The organism is Arthrobacter sp. 05L421 (assembly GCF_056397785.1).
In genome coordinates, this window is record NZ_JBFTOC010000004.1 from 1 (window position 1) to 16,662 (window position 16,662).

The window sequence follows — 16,662 nt, forward strand, 5'->3', positions numbered from 1 at the left end:
GGATGCACACAATGCACAAAATTTGAAACCAGCTGTAAAAACCAGACCACACCACGGGATGGCGCRAYCTGGTCAATTCAACCAATTCAATACAATAAATTGGTATCAACAAACTTGGCACACTATTGAGTTCTCAAACAACAGACACATTCGAATACTTGTCGAAACAATTCATTTCCATGAATTCTTTATTTCGCTTTTCTTCGCTGCGATGTTTACAGCTTATTTCATTCATTTCCACTTTGCAAATTCGGGATTTTCATCCGAATTTCACGTTGTGGAGTGAATCCGCCCAGCAGAATTGAAGCAATTTCCATTATGTGCGCCTAGCGCATGAAAAATTGCTTCTCATTTGTGGGGGTTTGTCACCACTCAACGGCGGCGACTCAGAAAACAATACACGCTCCTCCCCGGCCGTGCAAATCGGCCGGGGAGGAGCGTGCAGGGTGCGTTTCGAGGCTAATCAGGACGCGGCGACTTCCACCGTCGCCAGGTTCTTCTTGCCCCGGCGCAGGAGCAGGTAGCGGCCATGCAGCAACTGGCTGGAGTCAATAACGGCGTCGGGGTCGGTCACTTTCGCATTGTTGACGTAGGCCCCGCCCTCCCCCACAGTTCGGCGTGCGGCGGACTTGCTCTCTGACAGACCGGAGGCGACCAGCAGCTCGATGATGCCCAGGGCGCCGGCGTCGACAGTGGCGGACGGCAGCTCGGAGGTCGCCGCCTGCAAGGTCGCTTCATCCAGCACGGAGAGATCGCCGTTGCCGAACACCGCGGCCGACGCCGCAATGACCTTCTCCGTGGCGTCCACGCCATGGACCAGCGAGGTCACTTCGTATGCCAGTTTCCGCTGGCCCTCCCGGGCAAACGGACGTTCGGCGATCGCCAGTTCCAGAGCCTCGATCTCGGCCCGGCTCAGGAAGGTGAACACTTTGAGGCGGTCCGCGACGTCGGCGTCGGCCGTGTTAAGCCAGAACTGGTAGAAGGCGTACGGGCTGCACATGGCCGGATCCAGCCAAATCGCGTTGCCTTCGCTCTTGCCAAACTTAGTGCCGTCAGAGTTGGTGATCAGCGGCGTACCCAGGGCGTGGACGTGCTTGCCCTCAACCTTGCGGATGAGTTCGGTGCCGCTTGTGAGGTTGCCCCACTGATCCGAGCCACCGGTCTGCAGCATGCAACCGTAGTCGCGGAACAGCTGCAGGTAGTCCATGCCCTGCAGGATCTGGTAGCTGAACTCCGTGTAGCTGATGCCTTCCTCAGAGCTGAGGCGGGATGCGACGGCGTCCTTGCGGAGCATGGTGCCGACACGGTAATGCTTGCCGATCTCGCGCAGGAAGTCGATGGCGCTCAGCGGCGCCGTCCAGTCCAGGTTGTTGACCATCTGGGCGGCGTTGTCGCCCTCGAAGCTGAGGAAGCGACGGACCTGGGCCTGCAGGTAGCCCACCCATTCGGACACGGTGTCCTTGGTGTTGAGGGTGCGTTCCGCCGTCGGACGCGGATCCCCGATCAGGCCTGTGGATCCGCCCACCAGTCCGAGGGGCTTGTGGCCGGCCAGCTGGATCCGGCGCATGAGCAGCAGCTGGACCAGGTTGCCCAGGTGCAGGCTCGGCGCGGTCGGATCGAAGCCGCAGTAATACGTCACGGGCTCGCCGGCGAGGAGCTTCTCGAGCTCCGCCTCATCCGTGGAGACGTGGACAAGGCCGCGCCATTTCAGCTCCTGCCAGATATTGGCAAAGCTGGGGTCGTTCTGCTGGGCATCGAGAATATTTAGCTGGGACACGGAATCTAAGTTAGCAGGATCAAGGGACCCGCATCGCAGTTGACGCCGTACGCCCAGCGGGCGGACGGCCAATACCGCCGGGCAGCCGTGTTGCTGCCCGGCAGGCGGACAGCCCGGCAGGCGGACAGCCAATGTCGCCCGGCCGCCGGCCTACTCCTCGATGCCTGCCGGGATTCCGGCGGCGGCGATGAGCCGCAGGCGCTGAGTAGGCCGGGTCATGGCCACATACAGGTCGCCCACCCGGCCGTGCTCGTGGTTGAGCATGTCCATCGGCTCCAGGACCACGACTCCGTCAAATTCCAGTCCTTTTGCCTCGCGGGGACTGATCACTACGATGTCCTGCGCGTAACTTCCCGCTCCGGTCCCGACGCGGTGACCGTACACGGCCCGCAGTGCTGCGCTGGCCTCCGGGAGAAGATCGCCGTCGGCGATGACCGCCATCAGGCCGCCCTCGATGGCGTCCAGTTCCTCGGGAAGCACTTCGACGAGCTTGTTGACGATCTGGCCCTTGCCGACGTTGTCGATGACCGGGGACCAGCGCCCTTCCCTGACGGCCTTGGGCGCCGAGACCACCAGTCCGGCCGCGGTGGCCATGCGGGCCGCGGCCTCGGCGATCTGGGACGGTGTGCGGTAGTTGACGGTCAGTTCCTCGAGCTGCCAACGGTCGCCGAACATGGGGCCCAGGGCGCTGTGCCAGGAGTTGGCGCCGGCCACGGAACTTGTCTGGGCGATGTCGCCCACGATCGTGAACGACTTCAGCGGGCAGCGGCGGACCAGCAGCCGCCACTGCATGGGTGACAACTCCTGGGCCTCGTCCACCACGATGTGCCCGAAGGCCCACGAACGGTCCGTGGTGGCGCGCTCTGCGGCGGTCAGCCTCGTCTCGCGCTCCTGGTTCTGGTCCACCAGGTCTTCGGCCGTGACGAGGACGTCCACGCCGGCGGTTTCCATGTTGACCAGGGTCTGCTTGGCGTTGGCGAGGTCGCGGGCACGGTCCTGTTCCTGCTGGGCCAGGCCCCGTCCTGCGGCGGCATCAAGCTCGCCGAGCAGTTCGGCGGCCTCGTCGAGCAGCGGAACGTCGGACTCGGTCCAGGGCGAACCGGCAGGGCGCAGCAGCAGCGCGCGTTCCTCCGGGGTGAGGTTCGGGGTGCAGGCCTCGAGGATGGCCGGCTTGCTCAGCAGCTCCCCCACGAGCTTCTCGGGAGTCATCGGCATCCAGCACAGGTTCAGGGCGATCCGGACATCCCGGGCGGAGCGGACATCCTCCGCCAGGTACGAGCGGTCGGCGTTGTTGCCGATATTGCCGGCCTCCACCAGTTCCGTCAGCTGCTCGGTCAGTTCGCGGAGCAGGATCTTGACGAAGGAGACGCGGGCCTCGTTGTGCGGCTTGCCAGTGGCGCGCGCCCTTTCCTTGGCGCGACGGACCTGCCGCGGCGTGAGAACCAGCTTGCGGCCGTCGACCTCAAGGATCCGGTTTCCGGCCGGAATGCGCTGCCGGTTGGCCACGGCGTTGGCAATCACCTCGGCCATGTCCAGCCGGCCCTTGATGGCGGCGACGGCGGAGTCCGGCTCGGCAACGGCGGTGATGCCCGGCATGAGCCGACCCAGGCTCGCCATCACGACGCCGGTCTCGCCGAGCGAGGGCAGCACGCGTTCGATGTACTTCATGAAGGACGACGTCGGCCCCACCAGCAGGACGCCGGCGCTCTTGAGCCTGTCCCGGTGCGTGTACAGCAGGTACGCGGCGCGGTGCAGGGCGACGGCGGTCTTGCCTGTGCCTGGACCACCCTGGACCACGAGCGCGCCGGAGATGGAGGAACGGATGATCCGGTCCTGCTCGGACTGGATGGTGCCGACGATGTCTGACATCCGGCCCGTCCGCTTGGAGTTCAGGGCAGCCAGCAGGGCGCCTTCGCCCTGGAGCGAATCATTGTCCGCGAGCATGTCGGCGTCGAGCACGTCATCCTCGATTGCCTTGACCTCGCGCCCCTGCAGGATCAGGTGACGGCGGCGGCGGACGCCTTGCCGGTCGAATGCCGTGGCCTGGTAGAAGTGGCCGGCCTCGGGCGCACGCCAGTCCACCATGAGCCGCTGCAGGTCCTCGGTGGTCAGGCCGATGCGGCCGATGTACTGGGCCTCCCCGGAATCCAGGTCCAGGCGGCCGAAAACCAGCCGGTCATCGACTGCGTCGAGCTGGGCGAGGCGGTCCTCGTAGAGGGCAGCGAAGGCATCGCGTTCGGAAACGTTCTGCATGGTGCCCACGGCACCGGCACGGCGCACCTGGGCCAGCTGGGTGCGCTTCTCCACCCGCAACTCATCGAGCCGGGCGTAAAGTCCGGCCACATAGTCGCGTTCATGGGCCAAATCAGCGTCGTGCATCGAACGTTCCCCTATCGAAAAAGACGGACCCACCATTCTACAGCCATTTCGGCGGGCACGGCTGTTGCATGTCGCCAAACAATGCCAAGGCAGTCTTCGTCAGGGAATTCTACCGACACGTCCCGGATGGTCCAGCCTCGCCAGCCCCGCTATATCCGCAGCAGGGAGCGGACGTTGTGGCCGGTCAGCGCCGTGCGGCCGGCAAGTTCGTCCAGTTCCATGACCACACCAATGCCGGCCACGTGGATCCCGCACCGCTCGAACAGTCGTGCCGCGGCGCCGAGCGTACCGCCGGTGGCGAGCACGTCGTCGAGGATCAGCACCCTGCTCCCGGGCGCCAGGTCGGTGGTGTGCAGCTCAAGGGTGGCCGTGCCGTATTCCAACGCGTAATCCTCGGAGAACACTTCGCGAGGCAGCTTGCCGGCCTTGCGCACCGTGATGACTCCGGTCCCAGTGGCGTAGGCGGCGGCTGCCGCGAGCAGGAAGCCGCGGGCTTCCACTCCGGCCACGGCGTCGAACTGGCCCTGGAACGGTCCCACCAGGGCATCGACGACGGCCCCGAAGGCGGCGCCGTCGGCGAACACCGGGGTCAGGTCCTTGAAGCTGATGCCTGGTTTGGGATAGTCCGGGATGGTGGCGCATAGGCCTTTAATCAGTTCATCCACCGGCATTGCACTCTTCGTCTGGTTCGGTTCGCTGTGATTCACCCATCCACCCTACTGGCTGGCCGCTGGACGTTTCCCGGGCGGCGGCGTCCGGAGCCGCACCGGATGGGCCAGTTTCGCGACCTCCCAGAAATCCCTATGCCTCTGGCGGCGGAGGCTCGGCGCCGCCGCCCGGTTCCGGCGGGCGCAGGAGGGCGTTGGCAAGGCCATAGGAGACCACGCCCAGCGCCTTCCTCAGCGCGCGCTCGGCATCGAACCGTCCGGCCGCCACGCGGCTCAGCCGGGCGTAGTCCCCGGCCCACCCGGACCGGCGGAACCTGTCGGCGTCACCATGGAGGAGCCGCCCGTAGAGGACGTCCTCAAACAGGTCGTGGTCATCCAATGCGATTTCGGCCATCAGCGCCTGGCGGTCCCGGATCATCCCGTTCGTGAACAAACTGGCCGCTTCTGCCGCGCCCCCGGCTATCCGGACGTCCGCCGAGTAGTTGCACAGGCGTAGGGCCCTGACGACGAGTTTCAGTGAAACGTGTTCTTCCGGAACGATGAATTTGCGCAGCAGGGCGGCCCGGAAGAGCTCAACCCAGTGCCTTCGCTCTGCCTCGAGGGAGTCCACGGCGACTTGCCCGCCGTCGGGCGAGAACAGCTCGACCATGCGGAAGTACTCGGTGGCCAGCTGCGCAAAGATCTGAAGCCGTTCCAGCTCACTGCCCGGTTTTCCGCGTTTCCCCTCGCCCATAATGGTCCATCATCCCGCACCGCGCCCGCCGGCATCAGAGTGTGCCAGCACAGTGTCTGGCGCGCTACACGCCGCCGGCGTTGCGCGCCTTGGCCGCCTTGTAGCGGGAGACGGTAGGGTCGCCGCTGAGCCAGAACCGCCAGGGGTAGTCGTGGCTGCCGCCGGCGCCGGAGACACCGACACGGGGACCAGAGCTGATGCCAACAGCGACCCCTTCCGGCGGGTTCGCGGGCAGCTCCAGCCGGAACGGCGGCGCCAGCGCGTCCCGCCCGCTGTCCGCCGTCGTCAATCCCAGCGCGGTGGCAAGCCGGGCCGGGCCGCTGGCGAGGTCGGTGTCCGATTTCGACGTCGGGCGCCTGGCCCCGGCCAGCTCATGACCCGCCACCACCTCGCCGGCCCTCAGCAGCAGCGCGGACGCAACGCCCTCGGGCCCGCACACGATATTGGCGCAATGGTGCATCCCGTACGTGAAATACACGTACAGGTGGCCGGCCGGGCCGAACATCGGCGTGTTGCGGGCCGTTTGGCCCCGGAAGGTATGGGAGCCGGGATCAGGGTGGCGCGAATCATGCGGGCCGAGGTACGCCTCCACTTCGGTTATCCGGACGGAGACGGAGCCCTCGCGCCCGTCATGCGTCAACACGGCGCCGAGGATCAGTGGCGCCACGTGCCGCGCATCGGCCGAGAGCAGCTCCCGGAGCGACGCAGCCGTGCCTGTAACCGTGCCAGGCTGGACATCTTTTTCCGTGCCGGTCTGTACGCCAGTGAACGTGCCGGGCTGGGCAGGAAGCGGGCTCGAAGTCATGCTCAGACTTTAACAAACGCCGCCGGAGGCCCACACGGCCGTGTCCGAATTCCGCTAGCAGCTGTCCAGCGAAGCTGGCAGGATGGGGTCATGGACTTCTGGCAGCGCTACCGGGCAATCGACGCCCGCGACACCCGTTTCGACGGGCAGTTCTACACCGCTGTCCGGACCACCGGCATCTACTGCCGGCCCTCGTGCCCCGCGCGGACGCCCAAGGCGGACAACGTCACGTTCTATGAGACGTCCGCTGCCGCGCACGACGCCGGCTACCGGGCTTGCAAACGCTGCCTGCCCGAGGCCGTGCCCGGCACGCCGGCGTGGAACGTGCGCTCCGATATCGCCGGGCGGGCCATGCGGCTCATCAACGACGGCGTGATCAACCGCGACGGTGTCGAGGGGCTGGCGGCCCGGCTCGGCTACTCCTCGCGCCAACTCAACCGGATCCTCAGCCACGAACTCGGCGCCGGTCCGCTGTCCCTGGCGCGGGCGAGCCGCGCGCAGACCGCCCGCACCCTGCTGGTCTCCACCGCCATGAAGGTCTCGGACATCGCCTTCGCCGCCGGATTCAGCAGCGTGCGCCAGTTCAACGAGACCATCGGCGAGGTCTTTGCGATGACGCCTTCCGCGCTCCGGGCCACAGCCCGGCATCACCGCTCCCCCGCGGCGACCACCGCGCTCACGCTGAACCTTCCGTACCGCGAACCGTTCGACCCAGGCGTCTTCGACTTCCTCGCCGTCCGCGCCATCCCCGGGGTCGAGGAAGGTACGTCCAGTTCCTACGCCCGGACCCTGCGGCTGACGCACGGCGATGCCCGCTTCCGGGTGGACTACGACGCCGGGGCGCCCGGGCGCCCGCTCGTGCTGACCATCGGCGCCGTCGATCTCCGCGACCTGGCCGCCCTGCTGAGCAGGGTCCGCCGCCTGCTGGACCTGGACGCCGATCCGGTCGCCATCGATGCCGCCCTCACGGCCGATCCCCGGCTGGCCGCCGCGGTGGCGCGCACGCCCGGCATGCGAATGCCCGGCGCCGTTGATCCGCAGGAACTGCTGATCCGGGCCATGATTGGCCAGCAGATCACGGTGGCCGCCGCGCGGACCGCCCTGGTCCAACTTTCCGCTGTCGGGAGCGCGAGCCTGGTGCCCGACGACGGCCTCCACCGGCTGTTCCCGACGGCCACCCAGATTGCGGAGACCGGCTTCGAACTGCTCCGCGGCCCCCAACGGCGGATCGATGCCGTCCGCGGCGCAGCCGCGGCTATGGCCTCGGGCGACCTGGACTTCGGCTATGGCGACGACGTCCACGGGCTGGAGGCCAAGCTCCTGCCACTGGCCGGCGTCGGGCCGTGGACCGTGGGATATGTCGCGATGCGGGTCATCGGGGCGCCGGACGTGTTCCTGGCCAACGATGCCGCGGTCCGCAACGGCATCCGGTCACTCGCCCGGACCCCCACCGGGGCCACACTGACCCCCGATTTCCGTGAGGTCAGCCCGTGGCGCTCCTACGCCACCATGCATCTTTGGCGTGCAGCAGCGGCTGCCCAGGCCGCGGCGCGTGCGCTGTCTTTAACTCAAAAGCAGACTCAAAAACAGGCTCCGAAGAAAGCGAAACCATGAAAGCCCAGCTGTTGACCATGTCCACCCCGGACGGTCCTTTCACCATCATTGCCCGCGACGGCGCCGTCCTTTCCTCGGGCTGGACCGCTGTTCCCGGCGAACTGACCGGGCAGATCCACGCGGACCTGCTGCCGGGTGAATTCGAAACCGTTTCCGGGCTGGGCCCCATCTCTGAGGCAGTGGAGGCGTTCTACGCCGGCGATCCGGTGCCGGCTATGGCGGTGCCGGTGCTGCAGAAGTCAGGTCCCTTCCGCAGCCACGCCTGGGACGTGCTGCGCACGGTCGCTCCCGGGCGCCCGGTGACCTACACGGAGTACGCGGAGCTGTCCGGCAACGCCAAGGCCGTCCGGGCCGCGGCCAGTGCCTGCGCCTTTAACGCGGCGGCCCTGTTTGTTCCCTGCCACCGCGTCATCCGCACCGACGGGACCCTGGGCGGGTTCCGCTGGGGACTGGCCGTCAAGGGCAGCCTGCTGGACCGGGAGCACGAACTCGCCCTCGCAACGGTAAGGCCCTAGGCCTAGAGGGGCCCGGGCAAGGGGCAGCGGGCAGGGGCGCCGGGCACCCCGCCGGCCGAGAGCTGGCCGCAAAGGTCCGAAACCTAGTTGTTGACGGGCACTCCGGCGGGCCAGGGCAGAAGTTCCGGGAGGTCGACGCCGTCGGCCGCGGCGGTGGCGCGAAGGCTGCCGAGCGTGGGGGTGCGCCCGGCGAGCCACGCGGCGATATCCGTGAGCATCCCGTTGATCACCGTAGATGTCCCGCCGCTCCCGATGGCCACCGCGGGCAGGCCGAGCGGCTGCAGTATGAAGCGCTGGCCCTCGGGCACCCGGGCGGAGAGGAAATCGAAGAGGTGCCCGCAGAAGGGCCGGCTCCAGGTTTCCGGTCTGTGGCCGGTGCCGAGATCGGCCGCATGGATGACGAGTTCGCGCCACAGTGCCAGGCCGCCGTCGAACACGACTCCCCCGCGGTAGGTGATGGGCTCGCGCCAGCCAGCGGCGTCAAGCGAGTCGAAGGCGCGCAGGGCCCTGCCCAGCGCTGCGTCGAGGTCGGCCCGGTGCTCAGCCAGGCTGTGGCCGGCCGCCATGTCGATGGCGCGGTTTCGCCCCGCGGAGCCGCCGTCGTAGAGTTCCACGCTCTCACCGCGGGCGGCGTATTCCAGTTGGCGGCCCATCGCGTTGGCGATCCCGCAGATGTGGGCCAGCACGTGCCCGCGGCTCCAGCCGGGCAGTTCCGAGGGCGCTTTGATGTCCTGTTCCGTCAGTTTCGCGGCGATTCCGGTCACGACGTCGGCGGCGCGGTGCAGTTCGGCCCGAAGGTTCTCTGGTGTGATTGAGGTCATGGCGCCCATCCTAAACCGAGCCACCCAATTAGCTCGGATTAACTGAGCGGAACCCGATCAGCGGGGCGCGTAGCGGTGCCGGATGTGCCGGCGGTCGTGCCGGGCCTGCCAGAATTCGATTTCGCGGGGCCGGATGGCGTACAGCTGCCAGTCCGGATTCTCGCCACCGTCTGCTCCCGGCCGGGCCTGCCAGTCAGCGGCCGACGCCTCGGCGGACAGCTCTACGACGTCCCCGGCTACCCGCACCTGGCGGCCTTGCTGTTGCCAAAAGAAGTTCAGCGCCGCGTTCGGGTTGGCCGCGAGCTCCAGCCCCTTCCGGGATCCCCGGGAGGTCGCGAAGTGCCAGCCGTCGGCGTCGATGTCCTTCAGGATCAGCATCCGCGACGACGGCCGGCCCTGTGCGTCGGAGGTGGCCAGGCTGCAGGCGTTCGGCTGCGGCACCCCGGCGGCCAGGGCCTCGTCCAGCCATAGCCGGAACAGCTCCACCGGGTCTTCGGGCGCTGAGGCCGGATCGAAGTCCGGGAGCACTTCGGGGAAATCGGGCAGGGCACGGAGCATTTGCCGGAACGTTTCGCTCATGCACCCACCTTAAACGCCGCGAGACGGGGCCCAGGCCCGCAGGGTTCCCTGGCCGAGCTTGCGAGGTTAGGGTGCGGATGGGGGCACTTCACGGCAGTGTTTACGAAAAACATTGCCGTGAAGTGCCCCCTCGCGCACAGACCAAAGGGTGCTACCCCGCGTACTCCCGCACGCCGGCGAGCTCGCCGGCGAGGACCAGCAACTGGCGTTCGACGGCGGCCGGCGCGGTGCCGCCCTGGGAGTTCCGGCTGTTGAGCGAACCCTCAGTGGACAGGACCGTGCGGACCTCCGGCGTCAGGTGCTCCGAGATGGCCGCGTATTCCCCGTCCGTCAGGTCCCAAAGCTCGACGCCTCGGCTTTCGGCCTGCTTCACCGCGGCGCCGGAAAGCTCGTGGGCCTCGCGGAAGGGAACGCCCTGGCGGACCAGCCATTCGGCGATGTCGGTCGCCAGCGCGAAGCCCTGCGGTGCCAGCGCTTCCATCCGTTCGGTGTTGAACGTCAGCGTCGCGATCATGCCGGACACTGCCGGGAGCAGGACCTCCAGCGTGTCGGCGGCGTCGAAGACCGGTTCCTTGTCCTCCTGCAGGTCGCGGTTATACGCGAGCGGCAGGCCCTTCAGGGTGGCCAGCAGCCCTGTCAGGTTGCCGATCAGCCGGCCCGCCTTTCCTCGCGCCAATTCCGCCACGTCCGGGTTCTTCTTCTGCGGCATGATCGAGGAGCCGGTGGAGTAGGAATCGTGCAGGGTGACGAAGGAGAACTCCTTCGTGGCCCACAGGATCACTTCCTCCGAGACCCGGGAGAGGTCCACGCCGATCATGGCCGTGATCCAGGCGAACTCGGCGAAGACGTCGCGGGAGGCGGTGCCGTCGATCGAGTTGTGCGTCGCTGAGAAGAAGCCGAGATCGGCTGCGACGGCCTCCGGGTCCAGTCCCAGCGACGAGCCAGCCAGGGCGCCCGAGCCGTAGGGCGAAACGCCGGCGCGCTTGTCCCAGTCCGCCAGCCGCTGCACGTCGCGCAGCAGTGCCCAGGCGTGGGCCAGCAGGTGGTGGCTAAGCAGGACCGGCTGGGCATGCTGCAGGTGGGTGCGGCCGGGCATGGCCACCCCCTGGTGCGCCTTGGCCTGGTCCACCAGGGCGTCGATCGTGGCGAGCACGCCGCGGGCGATGATCCGGGCGTGGTCGCGCAGGAACATCCGTCCCAGCGTGGCCACCTGGTCGTTGCGGGACCGGCCGGCGCGGAGCTTGCCGCCGAGCTGGGTGCCGGCGCGCTCGATCAGGCCGCGCTCCAGCGAACCGTGCACGTCCTCATCGGACTCCGCCGGCAGGTAGGCGCCGGAGGCGACGTCCTCATCCAGCTGGGTCAGCGCGGCCAGCATGCCCTCGAGTTCGGCGTCGTCCAGCAGCCCGGCCTTGTGCAGCACGCGGGCGTGCGCCTTGGACCCGGCGATGTCGTAGCGGGCCAGCCGCCAGTCAAAGTGCGTGGACTTACTCAGGGCTGCGAGGGCGTCGGCGGGGCCGCCGGCGAACCGGCCGCCCCACAGCGCTCCCGTATTTGTAGCTTCGGACTTATGCTCAGCCACAGGGGCTACTGTCCTGTGACGCGGATGTCGCGGCGGGCGGCAACCTTGGCGGACATGCCCCACAGCTCGATGAAGCCGCGCGCCATCGACTGGTCGAACGTGTCGCCGGTGTCGTACGTGGCGAGGTCGAAGTCGTAGAGCGAGGTCTCGGAGCGGCGTCCGTTGACGATCGCCTGGCCGCCGTGCAGCACCATGCGGATGTCGCCGGTGACGTAGCGCTGGGTGTCCTCGATGAAGGCGTCGAGGGAGCGCTTGAGCGGTGAAAACCACTGCCCGTCGTAGACCAGCTCGGCCCAGCGCTGGCCGACGGTCGCCTTGAAGCGGGCCTGCTCGCGCTCGATGGTGATGTCCTCGAGGTGCTTGTGTGCGGTGATGAGCGCCATGGCGCCCGGTGCCTCGTAGATTTCGCGGGACTTGATGCCCACGAGGCGGTCCTCGACGACGTCGATCCGGCCGACGCCCTGGGCGCCGGCACGGCGGTTGAGTTCCTTAATGGCCTGCAGCGGGGTGACCTTGACGCCGTCGATCGCCACCGGCACGCCGGCTTCGAAGGAGATGGTGACCTCATCCGGCGCCGGCGGGAATTCCGGGGTGGCGGTGTAGTCGTAGATGTCCTTGGTGGGGGCGTTCCAGATGTCTTCGAGGTAGCCGGTTTCGACGGCGCGGCCCCAGACGTTCTGGTCGATCGAGTACGGGTTCTTCTTGGTGGTCTCGATGGGCAGGCCCTTTTCCTCGGCGAAGGCGATGGCCTTGTCGCGGGTCAGGGCGAGGTCGCGGACCGGGGCGATGCACTTCAGGTCCGGGCCGAGGGTCTGGATGCCGACTTCGAAGCGGACCTGGTCGTTGCCTTTGCCGGTGCAGCCGTGGGCCACCGTGGTGGCCCCGAATTCGCGGGCGGCCTTGACCAGGTGCTTGACGATCACCGGGCGGGAGATGGCCGAGACCAGCGGGTAGTGGCCCTGGTAGAGGGCGTTGGCCTTCAGCGTGGGCACGCAGTACTCGTTGGCGAACTCGTCGCTGGCGTCGGCGACGTAGGCTTCAACGGCGCCGCAGCCCAGCGCGCGCTGGCGGATGGTCTCCAGCGATTCGCCGCCCTGTCCGACGTCGACCGCCACGGCGATGACCTCGGCGCCGGTGGCTTCACCGATCCAGCCGATGGCTACGGAAGTATCCAGGCCACCGGAGTAGGCCAGAACAATACGCTCAGTCACGGAAATGCTCCTTAGTTGTTTGGTGATGCTGTAAGTCTGGGAAAAATCTCTGTTGCAAGCCTGTCACAAGCCCGGTGCGCCCGGTCCCTTGAAAGGCTCGTGGTGCGGCTTATTGGCCGGCTTCCTCGGCGAACTGCAGGAAGCGTGCGGCGATGTCCGCGCCGCCCAGGGGGTCGCGGGTGACAAGCAGGACGGTGTCGTCCCCAGCGATGGTGCCCAGGATCGAGGGCATCACGGAGTGGTCGATGGCGAGGGCAAGGAAGTTCGCGGCGCCCGGCGGGGTCCGGAGTACCACAAGGTTGGCCGAAGCTTCGGCGGTGACGAGCAGTTCCCCGCACAGCCGGGTCAGCCGGGCATCGAGGATTTCCTGCGTGACGCCGCTCTTGGCCGCCCGTTCGCCGCCCTCGCCCGGGACGGCGTAGATCAACACGCCGTCCTTGCCGCGGACCCGGACGGCGCCGAGTTCCACGAGGTCGCGGGAGAGCGTGGCCTGGGTGACCTGGACGCCGTCGTCCGCGAGCAGCGCCGCGAGCTCGGCCTGGGAACGGACCGATTCGCCTGTCAGAATCGCCGTGATCCGTGCCTGCCGGGCTGTCTTGGTGGCCGGGCTGGCCCCCGGAGAGGCTGGCTGGACGGTCATCAGGCCAAGCCGTCCGCCGGCGCCAGCCCATCGACAACAGCCAGGCCGGAGCGGTGCATGAGCCAGGCCATGAGCGCCTTCTGGGCATGGAGCCGGTTTTCGGCCTCGTCCCAGACCACCGACTGCGGGCCGTCAATGACGTCCGCGGCGATCTCGTAGCCCCGGTAGGCCGGCAGGCAGTGCAGCACGACGGCGTCCGGCGCCGCGAGCTTCATCGCCGCGCTGTCCACGGCATAGTTGCGGAACAACTTCATCCGCGCTCCTTTCTCCGCCTCCTGGCCCATGGACACCCACGTGTCGGTAGCCACGACGTCGGCGCCAAGGAGCGCCTCGGCGGCGTCAACCGTCACCAGCACCGAGCCGCCGGTCTCCGCGGCGCGGTCCTCGGCGGCGGCGATGATCTCCGCGGACGGCAGGAAGCCAACGGGTCCGGCGATCCGGACGTTCATGCCCGCCGTGACGCCGGCCAGCAGGTAGGAATTGGCCATGTTGTTGGCCGAGTCGCCCAGGTACGCCATGGTCAGGCCCTGGAGCGAGCCCTTGTGCTCTTTGACGGTCAAGAGATCGGCGAGGAGCTGGCAGGGGTGGTAGTCATCGCACAGGGCGTTGATGACCGGAACGCGTGAGTTCGCGGCCATGGCGACGAGTCCGGCATGCGCGCCGGTGCGCCACACGATGGTGGACACCATGCGTTCGAGCACCTTGGCGGTGTCCTCGACCGATTCCTTGTGCCCGATCTGCGCCTCTCCGGGGTTGATGATGAGCGCGTTGCCGCCCATATCCGCGATTCCGGTGGCGAAGGAGACCCTGGTCCGGGTGGAGGTCTTGTCGAAGATGACGGCCACGGTCTGGCGGCCGCTGCCCGCCGCGGCGAAGGGCTGCACGCTGTAAGGCGCGGCCTTCATCCGGACGGCGAGCTCGAGGACTTCGGCCTGTTCGGCCGGGCTGAGGTCCGTGTCCTTGAGGAAGTGGCGGGTGGGCACTGATGTGGTCACGGCGGCGGTCACTTGGCGTCCTTTGCGGCGTTGTTACTTGAAGTGGCGGGCTGTTCGGCCTGGACCTGATCGGCAGTCTGTTCGGCAGTTTTTTCTGCGGTGTTTTCGGCAGTGGCCTTGGCGGTTTCGAGCAAGGCCGGCAGCGCCGCCAGGAAGCGGTCGGCCTGTTCGGTGGTCAGGATCAGCGGCGGCGCGAGTCGGATGGTGCGCGGGCCCGGGCTGTTGACGATGAACCCGGCGTCGAGGCCGGCGGTGACGACGCCGGGGGCGACGTCGCCGTCGAGGTCGAAGCCGATCAGCAGCCCCTCGCCGCGGACCTCGGTGACGCCGGGGATTCCGGCGAGGCCGGCGCGCAGGTGCTCCCCCAGGCTCCGGACGTGGGCCAGGATGTCCTGGTTTTCGAGGACGTGCAGGGTTGCGAGGGCGGCCGCGGTGGCCACCGGGTTGCCACCAAAGGTGGTCCCGTGCTGGCCGGCGGTCAGCAGGGCGGACGTTTCCGGTCCGAATGTCACGAGCGCGCCCACCGGGAAGCCGCCGCCGAGGCCCTTCGCGAGGGTCACGGCGTCGGGCACGATTCCGGCGTCCTCGCTGGCCAGCCATTTGCCGGTGCGGCCGATGCCGGTCTGGACCTCGTCAAGGATCAGCAGGGCGCCGGACGCGCTCGTGGCCTCCCGGGCGGCCTTGAGGTAGCCGGCGGGCAACGGCCGGACGCCGGCCTCGCCTTGGATCGGTTCGAGGAAGACGGCTGCGGTTGTCTCGTCCACGGCCGCGCGGAGGGCCTCGATGTCACCAAACGGCACATGCACGACGCCGCCGGGCAGCGGTGCGAACGGCGCCCGGTACGCCTCCTTCGCCGTCAGCGCGAGGGCACCCATGGTGCGCCCGTGGAACGCGCCTTCGAGCGCGATGATCTTGGTGCGCGGCTTCTCTGCACTGTCCCCGCCTGCGCTCTTTGTGCTGGCGCCTGTGTTCCGGCGCGCCAGCTTGAAGGCCGCCTCAACGGCCTCGGTGCCGGAGTTGGCGAAGAACACCTTGGAGCCGGCCGGCGCCTTGGACAGTTCCAGCAGCTTCTCGGCCAAGGCGATCTGGGTGGGGCTCGTGAAGAAGTTCGAGACGTGGCCCAGAGTGGCCAGCTGGCTGGAGATCACCGAGGTGACGAACGGGTGGGCGTGCCCGAGCGCGTTCACGGCGATGCCGCCGAGCAGGTCCAGGTACTCCTTGCCATCGGCGTCCCATACGAGGCAGCCGGCGCCGCGGACCAGGACCCGCTGCGGCGTGCCGAAGACACCCAGTAAGGAGGACGAGTAGCGGGAGAGCCACTGTGCGCCGGTGGCGCGCGAGTGAACCAACTCCCCTACCGGAGAATGTTCAAGATCCGTGGAAGGTGCGGTTTCGATCTGGTTCATTTGCTTTCCTCGTCGGGGACGACCTGGGTGCCGATGCCGGCGGTCGTAAAGGTTTCCAGCAGCATCGAGTGCGGCAGGCGGCCGTCCACGATGTGGGCGCGCTCGACGCCGTCGTCAATCGCTTTCAGGCAGGCCGCCATCTTCGGGATCATGCCGGACTCAAGGCGCGGCAGCATCTCGCGCAACTCCGAAGCCGTCAGCGACGAGATCAGCGATGACCTGTCCGGCCAGTTGGCGTAGAGGCCTTCGACATCGGTCAGGATGACCAGCTTGGATGCACCCAGCGCCGACGCGACCGCCGCCGCCGCCGTGTCCGCGTTGACATTCAGTACCTGTCCGGTGGTGGAACCGTCTGCGGAGATTTCCGGGGCAACGGTGGAGACCACCGGGATCCGGCCGGCCGCGAGGATGTCGACGATGCCTTCCGGGTTGACGCCAACCACTTCCCCGACCAGGCCCAAGTCCACTTCCTCACCGTCCACTACGGTGCCGGTGCGGACCGCGCGGAGCAGTCCCCCGTCCTCGCCGGACATGCCGACGGCGTAAGGGCCGTGGGAGTTGATCAGGCCCACGAGCTCGCGCCCCACCTGCCCGGTGAGGACCATCCGGACCACGTCCATGGCCTCGGGCGTGGTGACGCGCAAGCCGCCCTTGAACTCGGATTCGATCCCGAGCCGGCTGAGCATGGCGTTGATCTGCGGGCCTCCGCCGTGCACCACCACGGGGTGGATGCCGACGTGGTGCAGGAACACGACGTCTTCGGCGAAGGCGCGGCGGAGCTCGTCGTTGACCATGGCGTTGCCGCCGTACTTGATCACCATGGTGCTGCCGGCAAAGCGCTGGATCCAGGGCAACGCCTCGATCAACGTGGCGGCTTTGTCCCGGGCGTCCGACTGGGAGGTGGTCTCGCGTGTCTGGGTGTTCATGCTGTTCGTCCTTC

Annotated in this window: 16 protein-coding genes; 3 read left to right on the top strand and 13 right to left on the bottom strand. The window is 67.7% G+C overall.

Translation table 11 applies throughout. From position 1 onward, the window contains the following. Positions 1–286, top strand: a 286-nt coding sequence (locus AC1DKQ_RS06545) for a hypothetical protein (RefSeq protein ID WP_476918491.1), incomplete at its 5' end; no start/stop codon positions are given. Positions 287–463: 177 nt separating this feature from the next. Here AC1DKQ_RS06545 and tyrS read toward each other — a convergent pair. The 5 genes from tyrS to AC1DKQ_RS06570 form a co-directional block, all read right to left on the bottom strand. After that, entirely contained in the window at positions 464–1,777 is a 1,314-nt protein-coding gene (gene tyrS / locus AC1DKQ_RS06550) for a tyrosine--tRNA ligase (RefSeq protein WP_476883856.1), read from the bottom strand. A gap of 150 nt (positions 1,778–1,927) precedes the next feature. Beyond that, positions 1,928–4,156, bottom strand: a complete 2,229-nt coding sequence (locus tag AC1DKQ_RS06555) for a HelD family protein (RefSeq protein WP_476883857.1) — start codon at positions 4,154–4,156, stop codon at positions 1,928–1,930. A gap of 149 nt (positions 4,157–4,305) precedes the next feature. Then, positions 4,306–4,827, bottom strand: coding sequence for an adenine phosphoribosyltransferase (locus AC1DKQ_RS06560; RefSeq protein ID WP_476884021.1), 522 nt, complete (start codon positions 4,825–4,827; stop codon positions 4,306–4,308). Positions 4,828–4,957: 130 nt separating this feature from the next. Further along, positions 4,958–5,557 (bottom strand): hypothetical protein, encoded by a 600-nt coding sequence (locus tag AC1DKQ_RS06565; RefSeq protein WP_476883858.1) that lies wholly within the window; start codon positions 5,555–5,557, stop codon positions 4,958–4,960. Between the two features lie 64 nt (positions 5,558–5,621). Beyond that, the gene (locus tag AC1DKQ_RS06570) at positions 5,622–6,362 is read right to left on the bottom strand and encodes a DNA-3-methyladenine glycosylase (protein WP_476918492.1); all 741 of its coding nucleotides are present in this window, start codon (positions 6,360–6,362) and stop codon (positions 5,622–5,624) included. A gap of 90 nt (positions 6,363–6,452) precedes the next feature. Between AC1DKQ_RS06570 and AC1DKQ_RS06575 the strand changes: the two genes are divergently transcribed. Beyond that, the gene (locus AC1DKQ_RS06575) at positions 6,453–7,976 is read left to right on the top strand and encodes an AlkA N-terminal domain-containing protein (RefSeq protein ID WP_476883860.1); all 1,524 of its coding nucleotides are present in this window, start codon (positions 6,453–6,455) and stop codon (positions 7,974–7,976) included. Continuing rightward, positions 7,973–8,491 carry a methylated-DNA--[protein]-cysteine S-methyltransferase gene (locus AC1DKQ_RS06580; protein ID WP_476883861.1) on the top strand — a complete coding sequence of 173 codons (519 nt, stop codon included), beginning with the start codon at positions 7,973–7,975 and terminating at the stop codon, positions 8,489–8,491. Before AC1DKQ_RS06575 ends, AC1DKQ_RS06580 begins: the two co-directional genes overlap by 4 nt. Before the next feature lie 83 nt (positions 8,492–8,574). Here AC1DKQ_RS06580 and AC1DKQ_RS06585 read toward each other — a convergent pair whose 3' ends face one another. The 8 genes from AC1DKQ_RS06585 to argB all read right to left on the bottom strand — a co-directional run bounded on the left by AC1DKQ_RS06585 (position 8,575) and on the right by argB (position 16,648). Beyond that, positions 8,575–9,312 (bottom strand): maleylpyruvate isomerase family mycothiol-dependent enzyme, encoded by a 738-nt coding sequence (locus tag AC1DKQ_RS06585; RefSeq protein WP_476918493.1) that lies wholly within the window; start codon positions 9,310–9,312, stop codon positions 8,575–8,577. Positions 9,313–9,369: 57 nt separating this feature from the next. After that, the gene (locus AC1DKQ_RS06590; RefSeq protein ID WP_476883863.1) at positions 9,370–9,891 is read right to left on the bottom strand and encodes a pyridoxine/pyridoxamine 5'-phosphate oxidase; all 522 of its coding nucleotides are present in this window, start codon (positions 9,889–9,891) and stop codon (positions 9,370–9,372) included. A 151-nt stretch (positions 9,892–10,042) separates the two neighbouring features. Further along, complete coding sequence (gene argH / locus AC1DKQ_RS06595) at positions 10,043–11,470, bottom strand: argininosuccinate lyase (protein WP_476883864.1); 1,428 nt, start codon at positions 11,468–11,470, stop codon at positions 10,043–10,045. A gap of 5 nt (positions 11,471–11,475) precedes the next feature. Next, positions 11,476–12,681, bottom strand: a complete 1,206-nt coding sequence (locus AC1DKQ_RS06600; protein ID WP_476883865.1) for an argininosuccinate synthase — start codon at positions 12,679–12,681, stop codon at positions 11,476–11,478. Positions 12,682–12,790: 109 nt separating this feature from the next. Next, positions 12,791–13,321 carry an arginine repressor gene (locus AC1DKQ_RS06605; RefSeq protein WP_476918494.1) on the bottom strand — a complete coding sequence of 177 codons (531 nt, stop codon included), beginning with the start codon at positions 13,319–13,321 and terminating at the stop codon, positions 12,791–12,793. Further along, positions 13,321–14,316, bottom strand: a complete 996-nt coding sequence (gene argF / locus AC1DKQ_RS06610; protein WP_476884022.1) for an ornithine carbamoyltransferase — start codon at positions 14,314–14,316, stop codon at positions 13,321–13,323. Before argF ends, AC1DKQ_RS06605 begins: the two co-directional genes overlap by 1 nt. An 8-nt stretch (positions 14,317–14,324) precedes the next feature. Further along, positions 14,325–15,722 (bottom strand): acetylornithine transaminase, encoded by a 1,398-nt coding sequence (locus AC1DKQ_RS06615; protein ID WP_476883867.1) that lies wholly within the window; start codon positions 15,720–15,722, stop codon positions 14,325–14,327. Continuing rightward, positions 15,719–16,648: an acetylglutamate kinase gene (gene argB, locus AC1DKQ_RS06620; RefSeq protein WP_229993930.1), complete on the bottom strand. Its 930-nt coding sequence runs from the start codon at positions 16,646–16,648 to the stop codon at positions 15,719–15,721. Before argB ends, AC1DKQ_RS06615 begins: the two co-directional genes overlap by 4 nt. Between the last annotated feature and the right edge of the window lie 14 nt (positions 16,649–16,662).

Coding starts and splice junctions, on each gene's coding strand:
- AC1DKQ_RS06555 (WP_476883857.1), bottom strand. CDS start 4,156: ATGCACGACGCTGATTTGGCCCATGAACGCGACTATGTGGCCGGACTT.
- AC1DKQ_RS06560 (WP_476884021.1), bottom strand. CDS start 4,827: ATGCCGGTGGATGAACTGATTAAAGGCCTATGCGCCACCATCCCGGAC.
- AC1DKQ_RS06565 (WP_476883858.1), bottom strand. CDS start 5,557: ATGGGCGAGGGGAAACGCGGAAAACCGGGCAGTGAGCTGGAACGGCTT.
- AC1DKQ_RS06570 (WP_476918492.1), bottom strand. CDS start 6,362: ATGACTTCGAGCCCGCTTCCTGCCCAGCCCGGCACGTTCACTGGCGTA.
- AC1DKQ_RS06575 (WP_476883860.1), top strand. CDS start 6,453: ATGGACTTCTGGCAGCGCTACCGGGCAATCGACGCCCGCGACACCCGT.
- AC1DKQ_RS06580 (WP_476883861.1), top strand. CDS start 7,973: ATGAAAGCCCAGCTGTTGACCATGTCCACCCCGGACGGTCCTTTCACC.
- AC1DKQ_RS06585 (WP_476918493.1), bottom strand. CDS start 9,312: ATGACCTCAATCACACCAGAGAACCTTCGGGCCGAACTGCACCGCGCC.
- AC1DKQ_RS06590 (WP_476883863.1), bottom strand. CDS start 9,891: ATGAGCGAAACGTTCCGGCAAATGCTCCGTGCCCTGCCCGATTTCCCC.
- AC1DKQ_RS06605 (WP_476918494.1), bottom strand. CDS start 13,321: ATGACCGTCCAGCCAGCCTCTCCGGGGGCCAGCCCGGCCACCAAGACA.
- AC1DKQ_RS06615 (WP_476883867.1), bottom strand. CDS start 15,722: ATGAACCAGATCGAAACCGCACCTTCCACGGATCTTGAACATTCTCCG.
- argB (WP_229993930.1), bottom strand. CDS start 16,648: ATGAACACCCAGACACGCGAGACCACCTCCCAGTCGGACGCCCGGGAC.